This window comes from Streptomyces sp. NPDC051214, from assembly GCF_040682375.1.
Taxonomy (GTDB): domain Bacteria; phylum Actinomycetota; class Actinomycetes; order Streptomycetales; family Streptomycetaceae; genus Streptomyces.
The window spans coordinates 197,594-215,885 of record NZ_JBFBAT010000009.1 but is presented as its reverse complement, the minus strand read 5'-3'; the positions used below and the strand labels follow the sequence as shown (position 1 = coordinate 215,885).

Annotated in this window: 18 protein-coding genes and 1 riboswitch; of the genes, 8 read left to right on the top strand and 10 right to left on the bottom strand. The window is 72.0% G+C overall.

Annotation, left to right across the window (positions count from 1 at the left end):
* Positions 1 to 103: 103 nt before the first annotated feature.
* From AB0M70_RS24625 to thiO, 5 genes are all read right to left on the bottom strand, one after another.
* A complete protein-coding gene (locus tag AB0M70_RS24625; RefSeq protein ID WP_365822766.1) occupies positions 104 to 1,003 on the bottom strand; it encodes a deoxyribonuclease IV in 900 nt (299 codons plus the stop codon).
* A 35-nt stretch (positions 1,004 to 1,038) separates the two neighbouring features.
* On the bottom strand, positions 1,039 to 3,030 hold the full coding sequence (gene pknB / locus AB0M70_RS24620) for a Stk1 family PASTA domain-containing Ser/Thr kinase (protein ID WP_365822764.1): 1,992 nt from the start codon (positions 3,028 to 3,030) through the stop codon (positions 1,039 to 1,041).
* Positions 3,031 to 3,121: 91 nt separating this feature from the next.
* Positions 3,122 to 3,916: a thiazole synthase gene (locus tag AB0M70_RS24615; RefSeq protein ID WP_365822762.1), complete on the bottom strand. Its 795-nt coding sequence runs from the start codon at positions 3,914 to 3,916 to the stop codon at positions 3,122 to 3,124.
* Between the two features lie 6 nt (positions 3,917 to 3,922).
* Entirely contained in the window at positions 3,923 to 4,150 is a 228-nt protein-coding gene (thiS, locus tag AB0M70_RS24610) for a sulfur carrier protein ThiS (protein ID WP_365822760.1), read from the bottom strand.
* The gene (gene thiO / locus AB0M70_RS24605; protein ID WP_365822758.1) at positions 4,147 to 5,343 is read right to left on the bottom strand and encodes a glycine oxidase ThiO; all 1,197 of its coding nucleotides are present in this window, start codon (positions 5,341 to 5,343) and stop codon (positions 4,147 to 4,149) included. Before thiO ends, thiS begins: the two co-directional genes overlap by 4 nt.
* Positions 5,341 to 5,453: riboswitch (TPP riboswitch) on the bottom strand. It overlaps the preceding gene by 3 nt.
* Positions 5,454 to 5,637: 184 nt before the next feature.
* Here thiO and AB0M70_RS24600 point away from each other — a divergent pair.
* The 5 genes from AB0M70_RS24600 (at position 5,638) to AB0M70_RS24580 (ending at position 9,909) form a co-directional block, all read left to right on the top strand.
* Positions 5,638 to 6,804, top strand: coding sequence for an FAD-dependent oxidoreductase (locus AB0M70_RS24600; protein ID WP_365823181.1), 1,167 nt, complete (start codon positions 5,638 to 5,640; stop codon positions 6,802 to 6,804).
* A 65-nt stretch (positions 6,805 to 6,869) separates the two neighbouring features.
* On the top strand, positions 6,870 to 7,235 hold the full coding sequence (locus AB0M70_RS24595) for an Rv2175c family DNA-binding protein (RefSeq protein WP_363208251.1): 366 nt from the start codon (positions 6,870 to 6,872) through the stop codon (positions 7,233 to 7,235).
* An 86-nt stretch (positions 7,236 to 7,321) separates the two neighbouring features.
* Positions 7,322 to 7,972, top strand: a complete 651-nt coding sequence (gene thiE, locus AB0M70_RS24590) for a thiamine phosphate synthase (protein ID WP_365822755.1) — start codon at positions 7,322 to 7,324, stop codon at positions 7,970 to 7,972.
* 89 nt (positions 7,973 to 8,061) lie between these two features.
* A complete protein-coding gene (metF, locus tag AB0M70_RS24585; RefSeq protein WP_365822753.1) occupies positions 8,062 to 8,982 on the top strand; it encodes a methylenetetrahydrofolate reductase [NAD(P)H] in 921 nt (306 codons plus the stop codon).
* Between the two features lie 45 nt (positions 8,983 to 9,027).
* On the top strand, positions 9,028 to 9,909 hold the full coding sequence (locus AB0M70_RS24580; RefSeq protein ID WP_365822751.1) for a hypothetical protein: 882 nt from the start codon (positions 9,028 to 9,030) through the stop codon (positions 9,907 to 9,909).
* Positions 9,910 to 9,931: 22 nt separating this feature from the next.
* Here AB0M70_RS24580 and AB0M70_RS24575 read toward each other — a convergent pair whose 3' ends face one another.
* The 5 genes from AB0M70_RS24575 to AB0M70_RS24555 form a co-directional block, all read right to left on the bottom strand.
* Positions 9,932 to 11,458: an NAD(P)/FAD-dependent oxidoreductase gene (locus AB0M70_RS24575; RefSeq protein ID WP_365822749.1), complete on the bottom strand. Its 1,527-nt coding sequence runs from the start codon at positions 11,456 to 11,458 to the stop codon at positions 9,932 to 9,934.
* 45 nt (positions 11,459 to 11,503) lie between these two features.
* Complete coding sequence (locus AB0M70_RS24570) at positions 11,504 to 12,118, bottom strand: DUF4126 domain-containing protein (RefSeq protein WP_365822747.1); 615 nt, start codon at positions 12,116 to 12,118, stop codon at positions 11,504 to 11,506.
* Between the two features lie 377 nt (positions 12,119 to 12,495).
* A complete protein-coding gene (locus tag AB0M70_RS24565; protein WP_363208246.1) occupies positions 12,496 to 13,113 on the bottom strand; it encodes a TetR/AcrR family transcriptional regulator in 618 nt (205 codons plus the stop codon).
* Between the two features lie 50 nt (positions 13,114 to 13,163).
* Complete coding sequence (locus tag AB0M70_RS24560) at positions 13,164 to 15,248, bottom strand: YhgE/Pip domain-containing protein (RefSeq protein WP_365822744.1); 2,085 nt, start codon at positions 15,246 to 15,248, stop codon at positions 13,164 to 13,166.
* Positions 15,220 to 15,996: an ATP-binding cassette domain-containing protein gene (locus AB0M70_RS24555; protein ID WP_365822742.1), complete on the bottom strand. Its 777-nt coding sequence runs from the start codon at positions 15,994 to 15,996 to the stop codon at positions 15,220 to 15,222. The genes AB0M70_RS24560 and AB0M70_RS24555 overlap by 29 nt, the downstream gene beginning before the upstream one ends.
* Positions 15,997 to 16,158: 162 nt before the next feature.
* Between AB0M70_RS24555 and AB0M70_RS24550 the strand changes: the two genes are divergently transcribed.
* The 3 genes from AB0M70_RS24550 (at position 16,159) to AB0M70_RS24540 (ending at position 18,283) form a co-directional block, all read left to right on the top strand.
* Entirely contained in the window at positions 16,159 to 16,695 is a 537-nt protein-coding gene (locus AB0M70_RS24550) for an SAV_6107 family HEPN domain-containing protein (protein ID WP_365822740.1), read from the top strand.
* Positions 16,696 to 16,821: 126 nt separating this feature from the next.
* The gene (locus tag AB0M70_RS24545) at positions 16,822 to 17,598 is read left to right on the top strand and encodes a methyltransferase (protein ID WP_365822737.1); all 777 of its coding nucleotides are present in this window, start codon (positions 16,822 to 16,824) and stop codon (positions 17,596 to 17,598) included.
* 274 nt (positions 17,599 to 17,872) lie between these two features.
* Positions 17,873 to 18,283 (top strand): DUF3040 domain-containing protein, encoded by a 411-nt coding sequence (locus tag AB0M70_RS24540; RefSeq protein ID WP_365822735.1) that lies wholly within the window; start codon positions 17,873 to 17,875, stop codon positions 18,281 to 18,283.
* Positions 18,284 to 18,292: the final 9 nt, after the last annotated feature.

The window sequence follows — 18,292 nt, the reverse complement described above, 5'->3', positions numbered from 1 at the left end:
AGAATCCCCCAACGTCGGACAACGGTTCCTGCCGCCTGGCAAGAACCGTATACCCCTAGGGGGTATTCCTCAAGGGATCTCTGAGGTCGCTGAGGTCAGGTCTCTAGATGCTCCTGAGCTCCTTCAGGCGCGCCACGTCCGCGGCATGTCCTTCCTTGCCGCCGGGCGTCTCGATGATCAGCGGCACGTTCTCGGTCGCGGGGTGGGTCATCAGCTCGCGGAAGGGTTCCTCGCCGATGTGGCCGGTGCCGATGTTCTCGTGACGGTCCTTGTGGGCGCCGACCACGTCCTTGGAGTCATTGGCGTGCACCAGCTTCAGGCGGCCCTCGCCGACGGTCTCGACCAGCAGGTCCAGCGTCTCCTTCATGCCGCCGGGACCGGCCAGGTCGTGGCCCGCCGCGTAGATGTGGCAGGTGTCCAGGCAGACGCCCAGCTTCGGGTGGGCGTCCAGCGCGTCGAAGTACGGGCCGAAGTCCCAGGTGCGTGAGCAGAGCGAGAAGCCCTGGCCCGCGGTCGACTCCAGGAGGAGGAACGGGTCGTCGTCGTGCGTCAGCTCGTCGAGCAGCGGCAGCATCCGTTCGCGTACCTGGCGCAGGGCCACGGCACGGTCCCGGCCGCCGGTCGCGGAGCCGGTGTGCACGACGACCCCGAGCGCGCCGATCGCGCGGGCCCTGCGCAGCGAGTGGCGCAGGGAATCGACGGACTTCTCCACGGTCGCCTCGGTGTGCGAGCCGAAGTTGATGAGGTAGGGCGCGTGGACGTACGCGGGAATCCCCTCCGCGGCACAGGCCGCGCGGAACTCCTCATCCTGCTTCGGGTTGCCGGGCGGCGTGGCCCAGCCCCGCGGATTGGCCACGAACACCTGGACGGCCTCGGCGCCCAGGTCACGGGCGTACGAGAGCCCGACGGAGGCGAGACCGCCGGCCACGGGGACGTGGCCGCCGACGGGATTGCGGGACAGGGTGCCGTGGGGCGGGATGCTGGGGGAGTCGTTGCTGCTCACGCGTTCAAGGGTGGCACGAGCGCGTGAGCGTCCCGTCAGCGGATCTTGATGGTGATCGTGGAACCCTTGGGGGCCTTGTCGCCGCCCTCCACGGACTGGCTCTCCACCTTGTCCCCGAAGAGGCCAAGGAGGCCGCGGTCCTCGTCCACGTCGAAGCCGACGGCCTCCAGCTCCTCGGTGGCCTCGTCGACTCCCATGCCCTCGACGTCCGGGACCTCGATCATCTCGGGCCCCTTGGACAGCGTCAGCTTGACCGTGTCGCCCTCGGCGAGCCGCTTCTGGCCCTCCCTGGGTGACTGGTCGACGACCGTTCCCTTGTCCTCGTCGGAGTGGACCCGCTTCGTCGCGATCTCGACCTTCAGGCCCAGATCCTCCAGCTCGGAGGTCGCGTCGGCCTGGGAGTCGCCCGTCACGTCGGGGACCTCGACCTCGGGCCCCTTGCTGACGGTGATCGCGATGGCCGATCCGGCCTTGCGCTTGGAGCCCGCCTTCGGGTCCGTGCCGATCACGGAGCCCTTGCGGACCTCCTCGCTGAAGGCCTTGTTCGTCATCCCGGGAGCGAACCCGGCGTCCTTGAGCTCGTCCTTCGCCTTGGCCAATGGGGTGCCCGAAAGGCTCGGCACCTTCACGATCTCGGGGCCCTTCGAGATGGTCAGCGTCACCCCGTCGTTGGCACGGATGCGCTCGCCCGCCTCGGGGTCGGTGGCCATGACCGTGCCGCGCTTGTCGGTGTCGCTGTAGGCGCGCTTGACGGCGTTGACCTCGAGCCCCTCTTCGCCGAGGCGCTTCTTGGCCGCCGACTCGGTCTTCGCCAGGAGCGGCGGGACCTTCGTGAACTGGCCGGAGTTGATGTACCAGACACCGGCGCCGAGGCCGAGGGCGAGAAGCACGGCGGCGACCACCGCCAGGGTGCGACGGCGCGGATCGACGCCCCTGCGGCCGGGCGCGGCCGGCGGAGCGGGCGGCGGCGGAGGCGACGCCAGGATGCTCGTGCGGTTGAGCTGGTCCTGGCGGTCCTGGCGGTCCTGGTCGCCGTCCGTGGGAAGCGGCAGCTGTACGGGGCGCACCGCGCGCGGAATCACGTTCGTACGGTCGTCGGAGTTGTCGTGCCGCGCGCTGTCGTGCCGAGCGTTGTCGTGGTCCGCTGCGTGGGCCTGCGGCGGCACCGCGTCCAGCTGTTCGACGGAGAGCGCGGAGCGCGCCACCCTGGCCTGCCCGAGCAGCGCCACCGCGTCGTACGGGCGGACGTCGGGCGTACGGGCGGTCGCGGAGGCCACGAGCTCGTCGAGCTCGACGGCGAGACCCGGGACGGCCGCCGAAGGGGGCGGTACGTCCTCGTGGAGGTGTTGGTAGAGCACCTGGGCGGGCGACTCACCGGAGTGCGGCTTGGCGCCGGTCAGCATCTCGTAGAGCACGACGCCGCACGCGTACACATCCACACGGGTGTCGGCGGTGCCGTGTTCTATCTGCTCGGGGGCGAGATAGGAGACGGTGCCGAGGACCGTGCCGGTGGTGTTCGTGACGGTGTCCACCGCGCGCACGAGCCCGAAGTCGGCGACCTTGACCCGGCCGTCGTCTCCTATGAGGACGTTCTCCGGCTTCATGTCGCGGTGCACGAAGCCCGCGCGGTGCGCGGCGCCGAGCGCGGCCAGGACCGGCTCCAGGATGTCCAGGGCCGCGCGCGGCTGCAGGGCGCCGCGGTCGCGGAGCACGTCACGCAGGGTGCAGCCGGCGATGTACTCCATCGCGAGATAGACGTACGCGCCGTCGGCGCCCTGGTCGTACACCCCCACCACGTTCGGGTGCGAGAGCCGGGCGATCGACTTGGCCTCGCGGATGAAGCGCTCGACGAACGAGACGTCGGCGGCCAGCGTCGGGTGCATCACCTTGAGCGCGAGCACGCGGTCGAGGCGGGTGTCCACGGCCCGGTAGACCGTGGCCATCCCGCCCACCGCGATCCGCCCGTCCACGCGATAACGGCCGTCGAGCACCTGCCCGACGAGCGGGTCCTGAAGGGTCGTGTCCACGCAGGGAGTCTACGAGCCACCACCGACACCGTTGCCCGCCCGGGCATGCTCCGGCCTTGACTGCAGCCGAGCTGTGACAGGCGGGCGGCGCTCAGAAGGCGGGCCGCTCCGGGTCGAGCCGGGCCATCCCCTCCGCGGGCGACGACGCCTCGGCGAAGTGCCGCCGGGGGATGCGCCCGGCCCGGTACGCGAGCCGCCCCGCCTCGACGCCGTGCCGCATGCCCTCGGCCATCAAGGCCGGCTCCTGCGCCCGCGTCACGGCCGAGGCGAGCATCACACCCGCGCAGCCCAGCTCCATGGCGAGGGCCGCGTCGGACGCCGTCCCCGCGCCCGCGTCCAGGATCACCGGCACACCCGCGCGCTCGACGATCAGCTGGAAGTTGTGCGGGTTGCGGATGCCGAGCCCGGAGCCGATGGGGGAGCCGAGCGGCATGATCGCCGCACAGCCCACGTCCTCCAGTTTCCGGGCGAGCACCGGGTCGTCGTTCGTGTACGGGAGGACCGTGAAGCCGTCGTCGACGAGGGTCTCGGCGGCGTCGATGAGCTCGATCGGGTCGGGCAGCAGGGTGCGCTCGTCCGCGATGACCTCCAGCTTGACCAGGTCGGTGCCGAGCGCCTCCCGCGCGAGGCGGGCGGTCAGGACGGCCTCGCCCGCGGTGAAACAGCCCGCCGTGTTCGGCAGGACGCGGATGCCGAGCCGGTCGAGGACGGAGAGCACCGAGCCCTGCACCCCGGGGTCGAGGCGGCGCATCGCCACCGTCGTCAGCTCCGTGCCGGAGGCGACGAGGGAGCGTTCCAGGACGTCCAGGCTCGGCGCACCGCCCGTACCCATGATCAGGCGGGAGGAAAGGGTGAGCCCGCCGATGACGAAGGGGTCGTCTGCCATGTCGGTTCAGCCTCCTTGGACGGCGGTGAGGACCTCGACGCGGTCCCCGTCGGCGAGCGGGGTGGTGGACCACCGCGCGCGCGGGACGACGGTTTCGTTGAGCGCGGCGGCGACCCCGGACGGGGCCGCGGTCAGGGTGGCGACGAGGGCTTCGAGCGTGGTGCCCGCGGCCACGTCGCGTGCTTCTCCGTTCACGGAGACGGCGGTGACGGCTGTGTCGGACGGGAGAGTCATGCGGGCTGCTCCAGGAAGCGCTGCGTGTGGGGGTCGCGGACGAAACGCAGGGGGGTGAACCCCCGTGCCTCGTCCGGCAGTTCCCCGGTGGTCAGGGAGTGCGCGAGCACGTCGCCGGTGACGGGCGTCAGGAGGACGCCGTTGCGGTAGTGCCCGGTGGCCAGCTGCAGGCCGGGGAGCGCGGTCGGGCCGAGCAGCGGCGCGTTGTCGGGGGAGCCGGGGCGCAGGCCCGCGCGGGTCTCCGTCAGCGGCAGCTCCGTGATGCCGGGCACGAGCTCGTGGGCGTCCCGAAGCAGCTCGTACACGCCGCCGGCTGTGACCGTCGTGTCCCAGCCGAGCTCCTCGCTGGTCGCGCCGACGACGAGCTCGCCGTTCTCGCGCGGCACCAGGTAGACGTGGCTGCCGCGCACCACGGCGCGCACGGTGCGGCTCAGGAACGGCGCGAGACGCTGCGGCACCGTGAGCCGCAGCACCTGGCCCTTCACGGGGCGCACGGGCGGCAGGACGCCCTCCGGGACCCCGGCGAGGCGCCCGCTGAGGCTGCCCGCGGCGAGCACGGTCTGGCCGGCCTCCAGGGCGGTGCCGTCGGCGAGGACGACTCCGGTGGCCCGGTCACCCGTCACCGAGAGGCGCTCCGCCCACGCGTGGTGGAAGACCACGCCGGCCCGCTCACAGGCCACCAGGAGCGCCGCGGCGAGCCTGCGCGGGTCGACCTGGTGATCGCCGTCGACCCGGAGGCCGCCCCGGACGCCCGGCGCGAGCATCGGTTCGAGGCGGCGGCACTCGCGGCCGCTCAGCCACTCCGAGGCGAGCCCCGACTGCTGCTGCAGGGTGTGCAGCTCCCGCAGGTGGGCCCGGTCGTCGGAGTCAAGGGCGACGGCGAGCGTGCCGCACGCGCGGTAGCCGAGATCACGGCCGCTCGCCTCCGCCAGCTCCGCCGCGAAGTCGGGATAGCGCCGCGCGGAGGCCAGATTCAGGCCGAGCAGCGTCTGCTCCCCGTAGTGCAGCTCGGTGACGGCGGCCAGCATGCCCGCGGCGACCTGCGCCGCGCCGCCGCCGGGCTCGGGGTCCACGACCGCGACGGTCAGGCCGCGCTGCGCCGCCCGCCAAGCCGTGACCAGGCCGATGATGCCGCCCCCGACGACCAGGACGTCGGTCGTGTGCGTCGTACGGGGTGGTGTTCGTGGATGCATGGGTGTCCAGCCCCTCCCTTCGCCGGCATGACCCGGATCAGGTTCGTACGGTCGGAGGCCGTCCAGCCTCCCTCTCAGCCCGGTACGTCCGGGCTCCCGCGAGTGCTCTGCACGGCAACCCTAGCCCTTGGTGCCCCGGGCCAGGTAGGGCAGCTCCGCGGTCACGGGCAGTGACGGTGTGTCAGAGATCTCGCCGTCGCGCCCTGAGGCACGCCTCGTCCGCCGTCCTAGAGTGATCGGGTGAGTGAGCATCGGAGGCAGGAAGAGCGCCGGGTCGTCGTCGTGGGCGCGGGGATGGCCGGGGTGCAGACCGCCGTGGCCCTGCGCGAGCAGGGGTTCGCCGGCGCGGTCACCCTGATCGGCGCGGAGCCCCACCAGCCGTACGACAGACCGCCGTTGTCCAAGGCCGTGCTCCTCGGCAAGGCGGAGGGCTCCGCCTTCGACGTCGACTTCGAGGCGCTCGGCATCGAGCTGAGCCTGGGCCACGAGGTCACGGGGGTCCGCCCGGCCGACCACGAACTGGACACCGCGTCGGGGCCGGTGCCGTATGACGCACTGGTCATCGCCACCGGGGCCGAACCGATCACGCTCCCAGGGGTCTCCGGAGTCCGCGGCGTCCATCTGCTGCGCACGCTCGACGACGCCGAGCGGCTGCGCCCCGTGCTCGCCGAGCAGCACCGCATCGTGGTCGTCGGCGCGGGCTGGATCGGCGCCGAGTTCGCGACCGCGGCACGCGAGGCGGGCTGCCCGGTCACCGTCGTCGAGGCCGCGGAGCGTCCGCTCGCCGGGGCGCTGCCCGCGGAGGTCGCCGCCCCGATGACGGCCTGGTACGCCGACTCCGGAGCCGAACTGCGCACCCACGCGCGCGTGGACCGCGTCGAGCCCGGCAGCGTCCACCTGGCCGACGGCACCCGGCTGCCCGCGGACGCGGTCGTCGTCGGCATCGGCGCACGCCCCGCCACGGGATGGCTCGCGGACTCCGGCATCACCCTGGGCGCCCACCGGGAGATCCTCGCCGACGACCACCTGAGGACGTCGGAACCCGATGTGTACGCGGTCGGCGACTGCTCCTCCTTCCCCTCGGGGCGGTACGGCGAGCGTCTTCTCGTCCACCACTGGGACAACGCGCTCCAGGGCCCCCGCACGGTGGCGGCGAACATCATCGGCGAGACCCCTTCGGCGTACGACCCCGTCCCGTACTTCTGGTCGGAGCAGTTCGGCCGCTTCGTCCAGTACGCGGGCCATCACGCGTCCGCCGACGAGCTGGTGTGGCGCGGCGACCCTTCGGGCGCGGCCTGGAGCGTGTGCTGGCTGCGGCAGGGGGCTCTGGTGGCCCTTCTCGCGGTGGGCCGCCCCAGGGACCTGGCGCAGGGCCGCAAGCTGATCGAGGCGGGCGCCAGGATCTCCGCCGAGCTGGCCTCGGACCCCGCGGTTCCGCTGAAGAAGGCCCTGCTGGCGTAGCGGTGCCGCCGTCACCGGGGGCCTCTGACCGGCCGCTGTCGGTGCCCGGCGATACCCTTGTTCCCGTGACCGAGATTGACGCAAAGACTGATGCTCTCGTCCCCGAGTGGCTCCACCTTCCCGACATCGCAGAAATGCTCGACGTCGAGGTGACGCGTGTGCGCCAGCTGGTCAAGGAGGGCCAGCTGATCGCCGTACGCCGTGGTGAGAACCGCGCGCTTCAGGTGCCGGCCGCCTTCATCGACGGCGACAAGGTCGTCAAGGGCCTGACCGGCACCCTGACGCTCCTGAAGGACGACGGCTTCTCCGACGAAGAGATGCTGGAGTGGCTCTTCACTCCCGACCCGACCCTGCCCGGCACCCCCGCGCAGGCCCTGAGCGAGAATCGCGGCACGGAGGTGAAGCGCCGCGCCCAGGCGCTCGCCGTCTGACCGATACGGAAAACCGTTGCGTACGGGCCGTGGGTCCCCCGGGGACACGCGGCCCGTAGGCCACCGACGACCGGGGGGACCTTTCCATGGCCGCCAAGCCTGCCCGCGAGCAGCTCGCCGACGCACGCCTCTACCTGTGTGTGGACGCCCGCAAGCGCCAGGGAGACCTCCCCGAGTTCCTCGACGCCGTCCTCGCCGGCGGCGTCGACATCGTGCAGCTGCGCGACAAGGGCATGGAGGCGGCCGAGGAGCTCGACCACCTCCAGGTCTTCGCCGACGCGGCCCGCCGCCACGGCAAGCTCCTCGCGGTGAACGACCGCGCGGACGTCGCGCACGCCATCGGCGCCGACGTGCTGCACCTGGGCCAGGGCGACCTGCCCGTCCCCGCGGCCCGCGCCGTCCTCGGCCAGGACGTCCTCATCGGCCGCTCCACGCACGCCGACACCGAGGCGGCCGCCGCGGCGACGCAGGACGGCGTGGACTACTTCTGCACCGGGCCCTGCTGGCCGACCCCCACCAAGCCCGGCCGGCACGCCCCCGGACTCGACCTCGTCCGGTACACGGCCTCCCTGGGCACCGACCGCCCGTGGTTCGCCATCGGCGGCATCGACGGGGGCAACCTCGACGAGGTGCTCGAAGCGGGCGCCCGCCGGGTCGTCGTCGTACGCGCGATCACGGAGGCGGACGATCCGGGCGCCGCGGCCGCCGACTTCGCGAAGCGGCTGCGTACGGCCTGATCGGCGATCTTCGGCCAACCTTCGGCGACGCTGTCCGCAGGGTGGACGGGGATTGGCCGGTAGCGGTGCCCCGTAGCTAACCTGCCCGTATGGCCCTAGGCACTGCTTCCACCAGAACTGATCGCGCACGCACCGTGCGCGACATGCTCGCGACCGGCAAGACGACGTACTCGTTCGAGTTCTCGGCGCCGAAGACCCCGAAGGGCGAGCGCAACCTGTGGAACGCCCTGCGCCGGGTCGAGGCGGTGGCCCCCAGCTTCGTCTCCGTGACGTACGGAGCGGGTGGGTCCACGCGTGCGGGCACGGTCAAGGAGACGCAGCAGATCGTCGCCGACTCGACGCTCACGCCGGTCGCCCACCTCACCGCGGTCGACCACTCCGTGGCCGAGCTGCGCAACATCATCGGGCAGTACGCGGACGCGGGCATCAGGAACATGCTCGCGGTCCGCGGCGACCCGCCCGGCGACCCCCTCGCGGACTGGGTCAAGCACCCCGAGGGCCTGACGTACGCCGCCGAACTGGTCCAGCTGATCAAGGAGTCGGGTGACTTCTGCGTGGGCGTCGCGGCCTTCCCCGCGATGCACCCGCGCTCGGAGGAATGGGACACCGACGTCCGGCACTTCGTCGACAAGTGCCGCGCCGGCGCCGACTACGCGATCACACAGATGTTCTTCTACCCGGAGGAGTATCTGCGCCTGCGCGACCGGGTCGAGGCCGCGGGCTGTTCGACTCCGATCATCCCGGAGATCATGCCGGTGACGAACGTGCGCATGCTGGAGCGGCTGCCCCAGCTCAGCAACGCTTCCTTCCCCCCGGCGCTCAAAGAGCGCATCCTCACAGCCAAAGACGATCCGGCGGCTGTACGCTCCATTGGCATCGAGTTCGCGACGGAGTTCTGCGCGCGGCTCCTTGACGAGGGTGTGCCGGGGCTGCACTTCATCACGCTGAACAACTCCACGGCCACGCTGGAAATCTACGAGAATCTGGGTCTGCATCACCCGCAGACCTGACCGGTCGTACCCCTGGGGGCGGCGGCCGCGGGGAGAGGGGCGTACATGGGCTGGACGGTCCTCTACATCGCGTTCGGATGCGTCGCGCTGTGGCTGCTGGGCGAAGTGCTGCTGCAGTACAAGGCGCGCTTGCGCTGGCGGCTGCTCGCCTTCGGCGGCTTCCTCGGCGTGGTCATCGGCGTGCTGTTGCCGTCCGTGATCGTCATCGGTGCGGGCGCGATCGCCTTCGCCACGGGACAGACGTACGTGACGCTGTCCTTCAGGCGCGGCTTCTCCACCGGCTGGGCGCTCGGCGGCCGGCCCGGCCTGAGCAAGCGCCGCAAGACGACGCCGCGGGGCGGGGAGGCAATCCAGGAACCGACGCTCCAGGTCTCCGACCTGGAGTACGAGGCGGCGGGCCCGGCGGGACCGCCGCCCGAGGCCCCTCCCGGCGGCGGGGTCTACGCACCGGAGCCGATGCCCGACGACACCGGGCAGTACGGCGTCTACAGCGACGACGCGTACGCACAGCAGCAGGCCCAGCAGTCCGCCCAGCAGGACGGCGCCTACGGCTACGACACGTACGCCACCGCGGGCTACGACCCCCAGCAGCCCTACGCGTACGGCGAGACGGGGCAGCAGCAGTACGCCGCGTACTCCGACCCGTACATCGGGACGCAGTCCTACGGCGGCCAGCAGAGCTACGACGCGTACGGCGACCAGCAGCAGTACGCGCCCTACCCCGCGGCCGATCACTACGGCAGCGGCGCCGGGACCTACAACGAGACGCCGCCCGGCGGGGTCTGGGTGCCCCAGCAGCGCAACGTCGAGGACCCCTACGGGCAGTACGGCGGCGAACTCCCGCCGGAGCAGCCCTACCCCTACCAGGGCGAGCAGGCCCAGGGGAACGGCTACGACGCGGGCTACAACGAGCAGTACCGCTACTGAGCCCTCGGGCCCGCGGTCCTGCTCACTGCGAGCCCCGGAACTCCGGTCCCTCCACGATCAGTCCGGCGACCAGCGTGCCGGACATGCCCGCGTGCGGAAGACCGCCGCCGGGATGGGCCCAGCCGCCGGCCGCGAAGAGCCCGGGAAGACGCGTGCTGTTGGCCGGGTGGAGCAGCCGGCCCTCAGCCGCCGCGAGGGACGGGGGCGGGACCGCGCCGCCTTCGGCGCCGGTGGCCTCCGCGATGTCGGCGGGGGTGCGCGTCTCGTGCCACAGCAGGCGGTCCCGGAGTCCGGGCAGCACGGCCTCGGCGCGGTCGAGCAACCCCTCCACGTCCGCCGCGGTGACCTCCGTGTGCGCGGGCACGGTGACCGTCAGGGTGACCGCCTCGTGCTCCGCGTCGGGTGTGAGCGCCGGGTCGGCCGGGCGCAGCACCGTGAGGGTGGGGGCGGCGGGCAGCCCCGGTCGGTCCCCGAAGAGCCGGTCGAGCTCGTCCCCGCGGTCGGGGGTGTGCAGCACCGTGCGGTGGGGCGTGCCGTCCGGCCGCGCGCCGGTCAGCGCCAGGAAGATCATCAGGCGGCTGGGAAGACCCGAGCGAGCCTGGATCTCACCCTCCGCGCGTATGTTCACACCGGAACCGCCGGGCATGCCGGATACACCGGACAACAAGCCGTCCAGTGCGCCGGGCGCGACCCCGGCGACCACGAAGTCCGCCTCGTGCGCCGTCCCGTCGGCGAGCTCGACGCCCGCCGCGCGGCCGTCCTTCTCGATGATCCGGGTCACCGGGGAGTCGAACGCGAACTCGACGCGCCGGGCGAGACACCGCTCGTACACCGCACGGGCGAGCGCGCGCATCCCGCCGCGCACGGACCACGCGCCGAAGGTGTGCTCCATGTAGGGCAGGACGGCCGCGCTCGCGGGGGTCACCCGGGGGTCCAGGCCGTTCGCGAGGGCGTACTGCTCGAGGAGTGCCAGGAGGCGTGCGTCGCCGCCCAGTTCGAGCTCACCGACCTCGGTGAGGGTCTTCGCGCGCCGCTCGCGCCGCAGCAGGCGCTTGTACGGCACCGAGGGGTAGGGCTCGCGCTCGGCGAGCACCTGCCAGTTCGGCCACAGGGGCTCTTCCAGGAGGGGGCGCCGGGTACGGTCCCACGCCTCACGGGCGCGGTTCATGTACGCCGACCAGCGGGCGCCCGCGTCGCCGCCGAGCGCCGCGTCCAGGGCATCGCCGACGCCCGCGCGCGAGGCGTTCGGCAGATCGGCCGTCGTGCCGTCCGCGAAGACGTGCCGCACGGCGGGCTCCACCTGGGAGAGCTCGACGCACTTCTCCAGGGGTTCCTTGCCCGTCTTGACGAACAGGTCGCGATAGACGGCGGGGAGCTGCAGGAGGCCCGGACCCGTGTCGAAGGCGAAGCCGTCCCGCTCGACGCTGCCGAGCGCGCCGCCGTACGTCCCCGACCGCTCGTGGACCACCACCCGGTGGCCCGCGACGGCCAGCCGGGCGGCCGCCGTCATCGCGCCCATCCCGGCGCCGATCACCACAATCCGTGCCATGCCAGGGACTTTATCGGCCGCCACTGACAGTCACGCGGGGAGCCCTCAGTCCGGCGGCCGGCCTCCGTGCGCCGCCAACTGCCTCTCCTCGCGCCGCTGCGCCCTGCGCCGCAGGAACCGCCGGATACGCGAGATCAGGAAGTACAGCAGGATCAGGCCGAGCAGCAGCAGGGCGGCCGCGATGATCGCCGCCGCCTCCGGATGGAACATCGCGAAGGTGACGATGCCGGCCACCCCGAGATCCTCCGCCGTGCTCACGATGACGTTGCTGAACGGCTCCGGCGAGGTGTTGATCGCCATCCGCGTCCCGGCCTTCACGCAGTGGCTGGCCAGCGCCGTCGAGCCGCCCACCGCGCCCGCGGCCAAGTCGGGGAGCGAACCGCTCTGCCCGGCGAGCAGCGCGCCCACCACGGCGCCGGACACCGGCCGGATCACGGTGTGCGCCGTGTCCCACACCGAGTCGACGTAAGGGATCTTGTCGGCGACGGCCTCGCAGGCGAAGAGGACCCCGGCGACGATCAGCACATCAGGACGTTGCAGCGACTGAGGGACCTCGTCGGTGATCCCGGTCGCGCCGAAGAGACCGAGCAGCAGGACCACCGCGTACGCGTTGATCCCGCTCGCCCAGCCGCTGGTGAAGACCAGGGGGAGTACGGACACGGACGCGATCGTAACCAGTCGGGAACGACCCGGCCTGGGGTTGAGTGCCCAGGTCTGAGTATCCGTACCTAGTGATGGAGATGAGTATCAGCGCGGATGGGTCCCGACCTGCGCAGACGGAAGAGTGAGGGACACGGAGAAGGGCGCGGCGCCCGTACCGCCGACACGGGGCGGCGGAACGGCGCCACGCCCTTGGCCGCTCCTCCCACCCCGCCGAAGGTGGGAGTGAGACGCGGGGAGACGGACGGCGGCTCGGGAATGACCACCCGAGGGGCCGAACGGGGGACTGCGGGGGAACACGAGAGGCGCCGGTCCGGTGCCGTCTGGAGAACAGGAGGCACCGGACCGGCGCCTTGTCGTGCGTGCCCGACGGCCGCTCAGCGGCCGCCGCTCACCCGGCCCTGCAGCAGGCGCGAGAGCGCCGAGTGCACGTCGTCGAGGGAGCGCTCCGGCTGGAAGGCCTGCCAGTCCAAGGCCGCCACCAGGACCATCCCGACGAGCGCGGCGGCCGTCAGGGGGATGTCGATCTCCTCGCTGAGCTCGCCGTTCTCGACGCCCGCGCGAAGCACGTCCTCCACGACGGCGACCGCCTGCTGCCTGACCACCATCAGGGTGGACTGCCAGGCGCGGTTGGTGCGCCACAGCTCGGCGACGTACAGCTGGGTGAAGGCGGGGTAGCGGTCGATGAAGACCAGGCCTGCCCGGATCATCGCGTCCAGCGCGTCGACCTGGCTGCCGCCGCGCTCCGCCGCCTTCTCGGACGCCTCCTTCAGGGAGGCGGTGAGCAGGCCGACGCCGTGCCGCAGCAGCTCTTCGAAGAGCACCGACTTGCTCGCGAAGTTGTAGTAGACCGTGCCCTTCGCGACCCCGGCCCGCTCGGCGATCTCGTCGACCGTCGTGGCCGAGAAGCCCTGCTCCGCGATGAGGGTGACGGCCGCCTCGTAGAGCTTCTGCCGGGTGGCCTCACGCCGGGTGCTGGTTGCGCTGCTGTCCATGGGCCCGATTCTCACAGGTCTCGGCGCCCGGGCAGGCGCACTTGCGGGTCTCACAGGCTCAGCTCCGGGTGCAGGCGGTCCAGGGTCCACACCTGCTTCTGGCGCGCGGAGAGCGCGGTCAGCGCGAGGGCGCCCGCCGTGAAGGCCGTGAGGACCACGCACGCCTGCCAGACGGGACCGAGCCCGCCGCCCGTGATGAGCCTCCTCAGGGCGTCGACCACGTAACTCATCGGCAGGAAGGGGTGGATCGCGCCGAAGAAGGACGGACTCGTCTGGACGGGGTACGTGCCGCCCGCAGAGGTCAGCTGGAGCATCAGAACGGCGAGGACGAGGATGCGCCCGGCCGCCCCGAAGCGCGCGTTCAGCCACTGCACGATCGCCGCGAAGCAGCACGTCACCAGGCAGAGGAAGCCCACCGTCCCGGCGGCCCGCGCCATCTGCAGGCCGAGGCCCCAGTGCAGGACCGACATCAGGGCCGCGGTCTGGAGCACGCCGAGCGCGGCGACCGGCAGCCAGCCGGCGAACGCGATCCGCCAGGCGGAGGCGCCCGCCGCGAGCGCGCGCCGGTTGAGCGGCTGGATCAGCATGTACGCCACCATCGCGCCGACCCACAGGGACAGCGGGATGAAGTACGGGGCGAAACCGGTGCCGTAGTTGGGCGCCTTGTGCATCGACTGGGAGGCGAGCTGCACCGGGTCGGCCATGACGTCGGTGCGCTGGTCGCGGTCCTTCTTGTCGTAGTCGGGGATCTTCTTGACGCCGTCGTGCAGCCCGCCGGACAGCTTCTCGGAGCCGTCGGCCAGCTTGAACAGGCCGCCCTTGAGGTCGTCCGCGCCCGTCTTGAGCTTGCCGATGCCGGTGTCGAGGTCGTCGGCGCCGGTCTTGGCGGTGCCGAGGCCCGTGTGCAGCTTCTTGGCGCCCTTGGCGACCTTGCCCGCGCCCGTGTTGAGCTCGTTGATCTGGGTGACGGCCTTGTTCAGGTCCTCGTCCAGGTGCGGGGCCCGCTCGGCCAGCGCCTCGGACTTCTTCTGCAGCGCGGCCAGGTGCTTGTCGAGCTTCGTGGCGTCGCTGTCGTGGTCCTTGATCACGGTGTTCATGTCGTCCGCGATGGTCGACACGTTCTCGGCGGCCTTCTTGGCCTTCTTGAGCTGCGGGCAGGCAGGGTCGGGCACCGGGAGGTTCTCGCAGCGATCCGTGTAGAGGCCGCCGATGATTTCGGACCCCTCCTCGGCGCCCTTGGCCGCCTCGGGGGCGAGCTTGACCCAGGTGGCCAGGTTGGTGCGCAGGGCCTTGGAGGAGTCGGCGACGAGCTTGGCCGTGTCGCCGATGGTCTTGCCGTTGTCCTTGAGGAAGGGCCGCACCTCGTCCGCGGTGCCGTTCACCTTGTCGGCCAGCTTCTGGGTGCCGTCCGAGACCTTCTTCGACCCGGTCTGCAGTTCACCGGCGCCCTTGTCGAGCTTCTTGATGCCCCCGGCCAGGTCCCCGCTGCCCTTCTTGGCGTCCTTGAGGCCGGTCGCGAGCTTCTTGGAGCCCTTCTTGGCCTCGCCGATGCCGCTGTCGAGCTTGTCGGCGCCCTTGGCGGCCTTCTCGGTCGCCCCGTGGATGTCGGAGAACGAGATGAAGATCTTGTCGAGGAAGGAGCGCGAGGCCTTCGTGGAGGCCGCCGTGCGCACCTCGGAGAAGACCGTCCGGGAGATCTGCCCGACGATGTAGTTGTTGGCGTCGTTCGTGCGGACCTGCAGGGCGCTCGTCTCCGGGGAGTCGCCCGAACTCGACGCGACGCGCTTGCTGAAGTCGGACGGCATCGTCAGCGACAGGTAGTACGTCCCGTCCTCGACCCCTTCACGGGCCTCGGCGGAACTCACCTCGCGCCAGTCGAAGGTCTTGCTGTCCTTGAGCCCGTCGACGATGCCGTCACCCACCGCGAGCTTCTTGCCGGAGGCCGTGGCGCCCTTGTCGTCGTTCACGAGCGCCACGGGTATGCGGTCGAGGCGGCCGTAGGGGTCCCAGAACGAGCAGAGGTACAGCGCGCCGTACAGCAGGGGCAGCAGCAGGAGCGCGACGAGCGCGGCACGCGGCAGCTTCCCCCTGCCGAAGCGCCTGAGCTCAAGCGAGGCCAGCTTCGGCGAGCGCATCCGCCGTCTCCTTGTCGTCGTCGTTGGCGTCGTTGTCGTCGGCGCGGTCCGTGCACACGGCGATCGCGTCGTCGGGGGCTTCGTTGCACACGGCCACGACGGTGATGCCGCTCTGCGTGAGGGACCTCAACAGGTCCCAGGCCTCGCGCCGTTCGGCGTCCGACAGCTTGAGGTCGACGTCGTCGACGCCGAGCAGCCGGGGCCGCCCGATCAATGCGAGGGCCACGGAGAGCCGCAGGATCTCCAGGCGCTCCAGGTCGCGTACGGAGGTCCGCCGCCCCTTGGGCAGCGACTCCATGTCGAGCCCCGCGGCGGTCAGCGCCGAGTCGACCCGCAGCCGCGCCTCGGCCCTCCGCTCGGCGCGCGGCCTCAGCAGGCCCCGCAGGGAGCCGCCGAACCGCCGCTGCAGCAGCGCCCGTTCGTGCAGATGCTCGGCGACGGTCAGCGCCGGATCGAGGTCCGTCACGCCGGGCACGGGCCCGAGCGCGCTGATGCGGCGGACCGCCGCGAGCTGCTTGGGCAGCCGGAAGCCCCCCACCGAGGCCTCACCCTCGGTGGGGCGCATCCGCCCGGTGAGCGCGAGCAGCAGACAGGTGCGGCCCGACCCCGAAGCCCCCTGGATCGCGATGAGCGACCCGGGTGCGGCCTCGACGCCGACCCCGCGGAACGCCCAGCCCCGCGGTCCCTTGAGCCCGAACTCCCGTGCTGTGACGGCGGCTCCCCGCTCGCCGTCGTTCGGCCCGTCCACAGTTCCCCCTCGCGCCCTCTTTTTGAACTGACTGGTCAGTGCAAAAACTAACGCGAACCGCCGATCGAGGCAAAAGCGCAGGTCAGAGCCGATTGTCAGTGGCGTACTACACGATGTGCACATACGGCCACATAGCCGTTACGCGACGACAGGAGGTTCGTCATGGCCAGCACTTCCGCAGCAGCCGCACGTCGGCACCGCCCCGTCGGCCCTGCCCCCTCACTGACCGGCCCCGCGAGCGACGTGCACCCCGTCCTGCGCCGGGCCACGGCCCCGCCCGCCGCACTCGAACTGCTCGCCCAGGCCCGCGCCGGCATCGACGAGGCCGCGCACCTGCAGCCCCCGAACGAGCGCTATGCCACGGCCCACCTCGCGGCCCTGCGCACCGCGGCCGCCGTCCTCGCCGCCCGCGGCAGGCCCGAGGCGACCCCGCGCCGCAGGCAGCGCATCCGCAGCGCCTGGGAGGTGCTCCCCGAGATAGCGCCCGAACTGGCCGAGTGGAGCGCCCTGTTCGCCTCCGGAGCGCCGCGCAGGGCCCGCGCGGAGGCCGGCATACAGGGCGCGGCCACCGTCCGGGACGCGGACGATCTGCTGCGTGACGTCGGGATGTTCTTACGCCTCGTCGAGCGGATGCTGGGCCTGCAGCCCGTGCTGCCCCAGCCCAGGCGGGAGCCGCCGGACGCGAGCCGGGACGGGTGACGGGGCAGTCGTCCGAAGGCAATAAGGTGGGAGCGCCCGCACCCTCCTGACTGCCGCAAGAGCAGGCGGAGGAACCCCCTAGCTCCGCCGCGGACGTGCGGTGGACGCGCCGAGGAGTCAACTGCCGTGTCGGACCCGATGCGCCCCCGCGCTTCTCTCCGTACCGCCGTGGTCTGGGAGGTCCTCAAGGACGCCCTCGACCGCCGGGTCAAGGCCACGGGCCGGGAGTCACACTCCCTCGACGTGCTCGACACCGGAGGCGGCAGCGGGAACTTCGCCGTGCCCGTCGCCCGCCTCGGCCACCGCGTCACCGTCGTCGACCCCAGCCCGAACGCCCTCTTCGCCCTCGAGCGCCGGGCCGCCGAGGCGGGTGTCGCCGACCGCGTGCGCGGCGTCCAGGGCGACGTGCTCGGCCTCTTCGACGTCGTGGAGCGGGCCGGGTTCGACGCCGTCCTGTGCCACGGCGTCCTGGAGTACGTGGACGACCCCGCCGAGGGCGTGCGCAACGCGGTCAGCGCCCTGCGGCCCTCCGGCATTCTGAGCCTGCTCGCCGCCGGCCTCGGCGGAGCCGTGCTCGCCAGGGCGCTCGCCGGGCACTTCACCGAGGCCAGGCAGGCGCTCGACGACCCGGCGGGCCGCTGGGGCGAGGGCGACCCCGTGCCGCGGCGCTTCACCGCCGAACAGCTCACCGGTCTGGTCGAGGCCGCAGGCGTCAGGGTGGATGCCGTGCACGGTGTGCGGGTCTTCGCCGACCTGGTTCCCGGCGTCCTCGTGGACACCGAGCCCGGTGCGCTCGAGGCCCTGCTCAAGCTGGAGGCGGCCGCCGCGGAGCTCGCCGCCTTCCACTCCGTGGCCACCCAGTTGCATGTGCTCGGTGAGACCCGGGATGCCGCCGAGGCCTGATGTCCGCCATGGCCCACCCGCTGATCAGCGGCGCAGCCGCACATGGAGTACGGCACACACCCCCCGAACGGGCTACGGGCGCCGTATGATCGAGGCAGACCGTCCGGCATGCCGGATCGGCCGCTGGGGAATGAACGCTTCAGTAGGCCGGAGCGGCAGGGTGGTCCGGTTTGGCGAAGTTGGCGCAGAGGGGCGGGTTTCACGGGGGCGATTCCCTGCCTATCCTGAAGGGGACCCCCGGTCGCCCCGGCGACTGCACGATGAGGAGGACTCCGTGCCGCTCTCGGAGCACGAGCAGCGCATGCTCGAGCAGATGGAGCGAGCGCTGTACGCCGAAGATCCCAAGTTCGCGACAGCGCTCGAGGGAAGCGGGCTGCGTACGTACACCCGGCGACGGGTCTACCAAGCGGTCGCGGGCTTCCTTGTGGGTATTGCCCTTCTCATGGCGGGAATGGTCGCCCAGCAGATCTGGGTGAGTGTGGTCGGTTTCCTCGTCATGCTGGGCTGTGCGGTGCTCGCCGTCACCGGATGGCGCAAGGCGCCCAAGCCAGGTGAACAGCCCGCCGCCGGCGCGCCAGCGGCCCCGGGCAGCACCCCGGCCCGTCGGCAGACCAGGCAGCGCCGGTCGATGATGGACCGGATCGAGCAGCGTTGGCAGCGCCGCCGCGACGAACAGGGCCAATGAGTTCTTAGT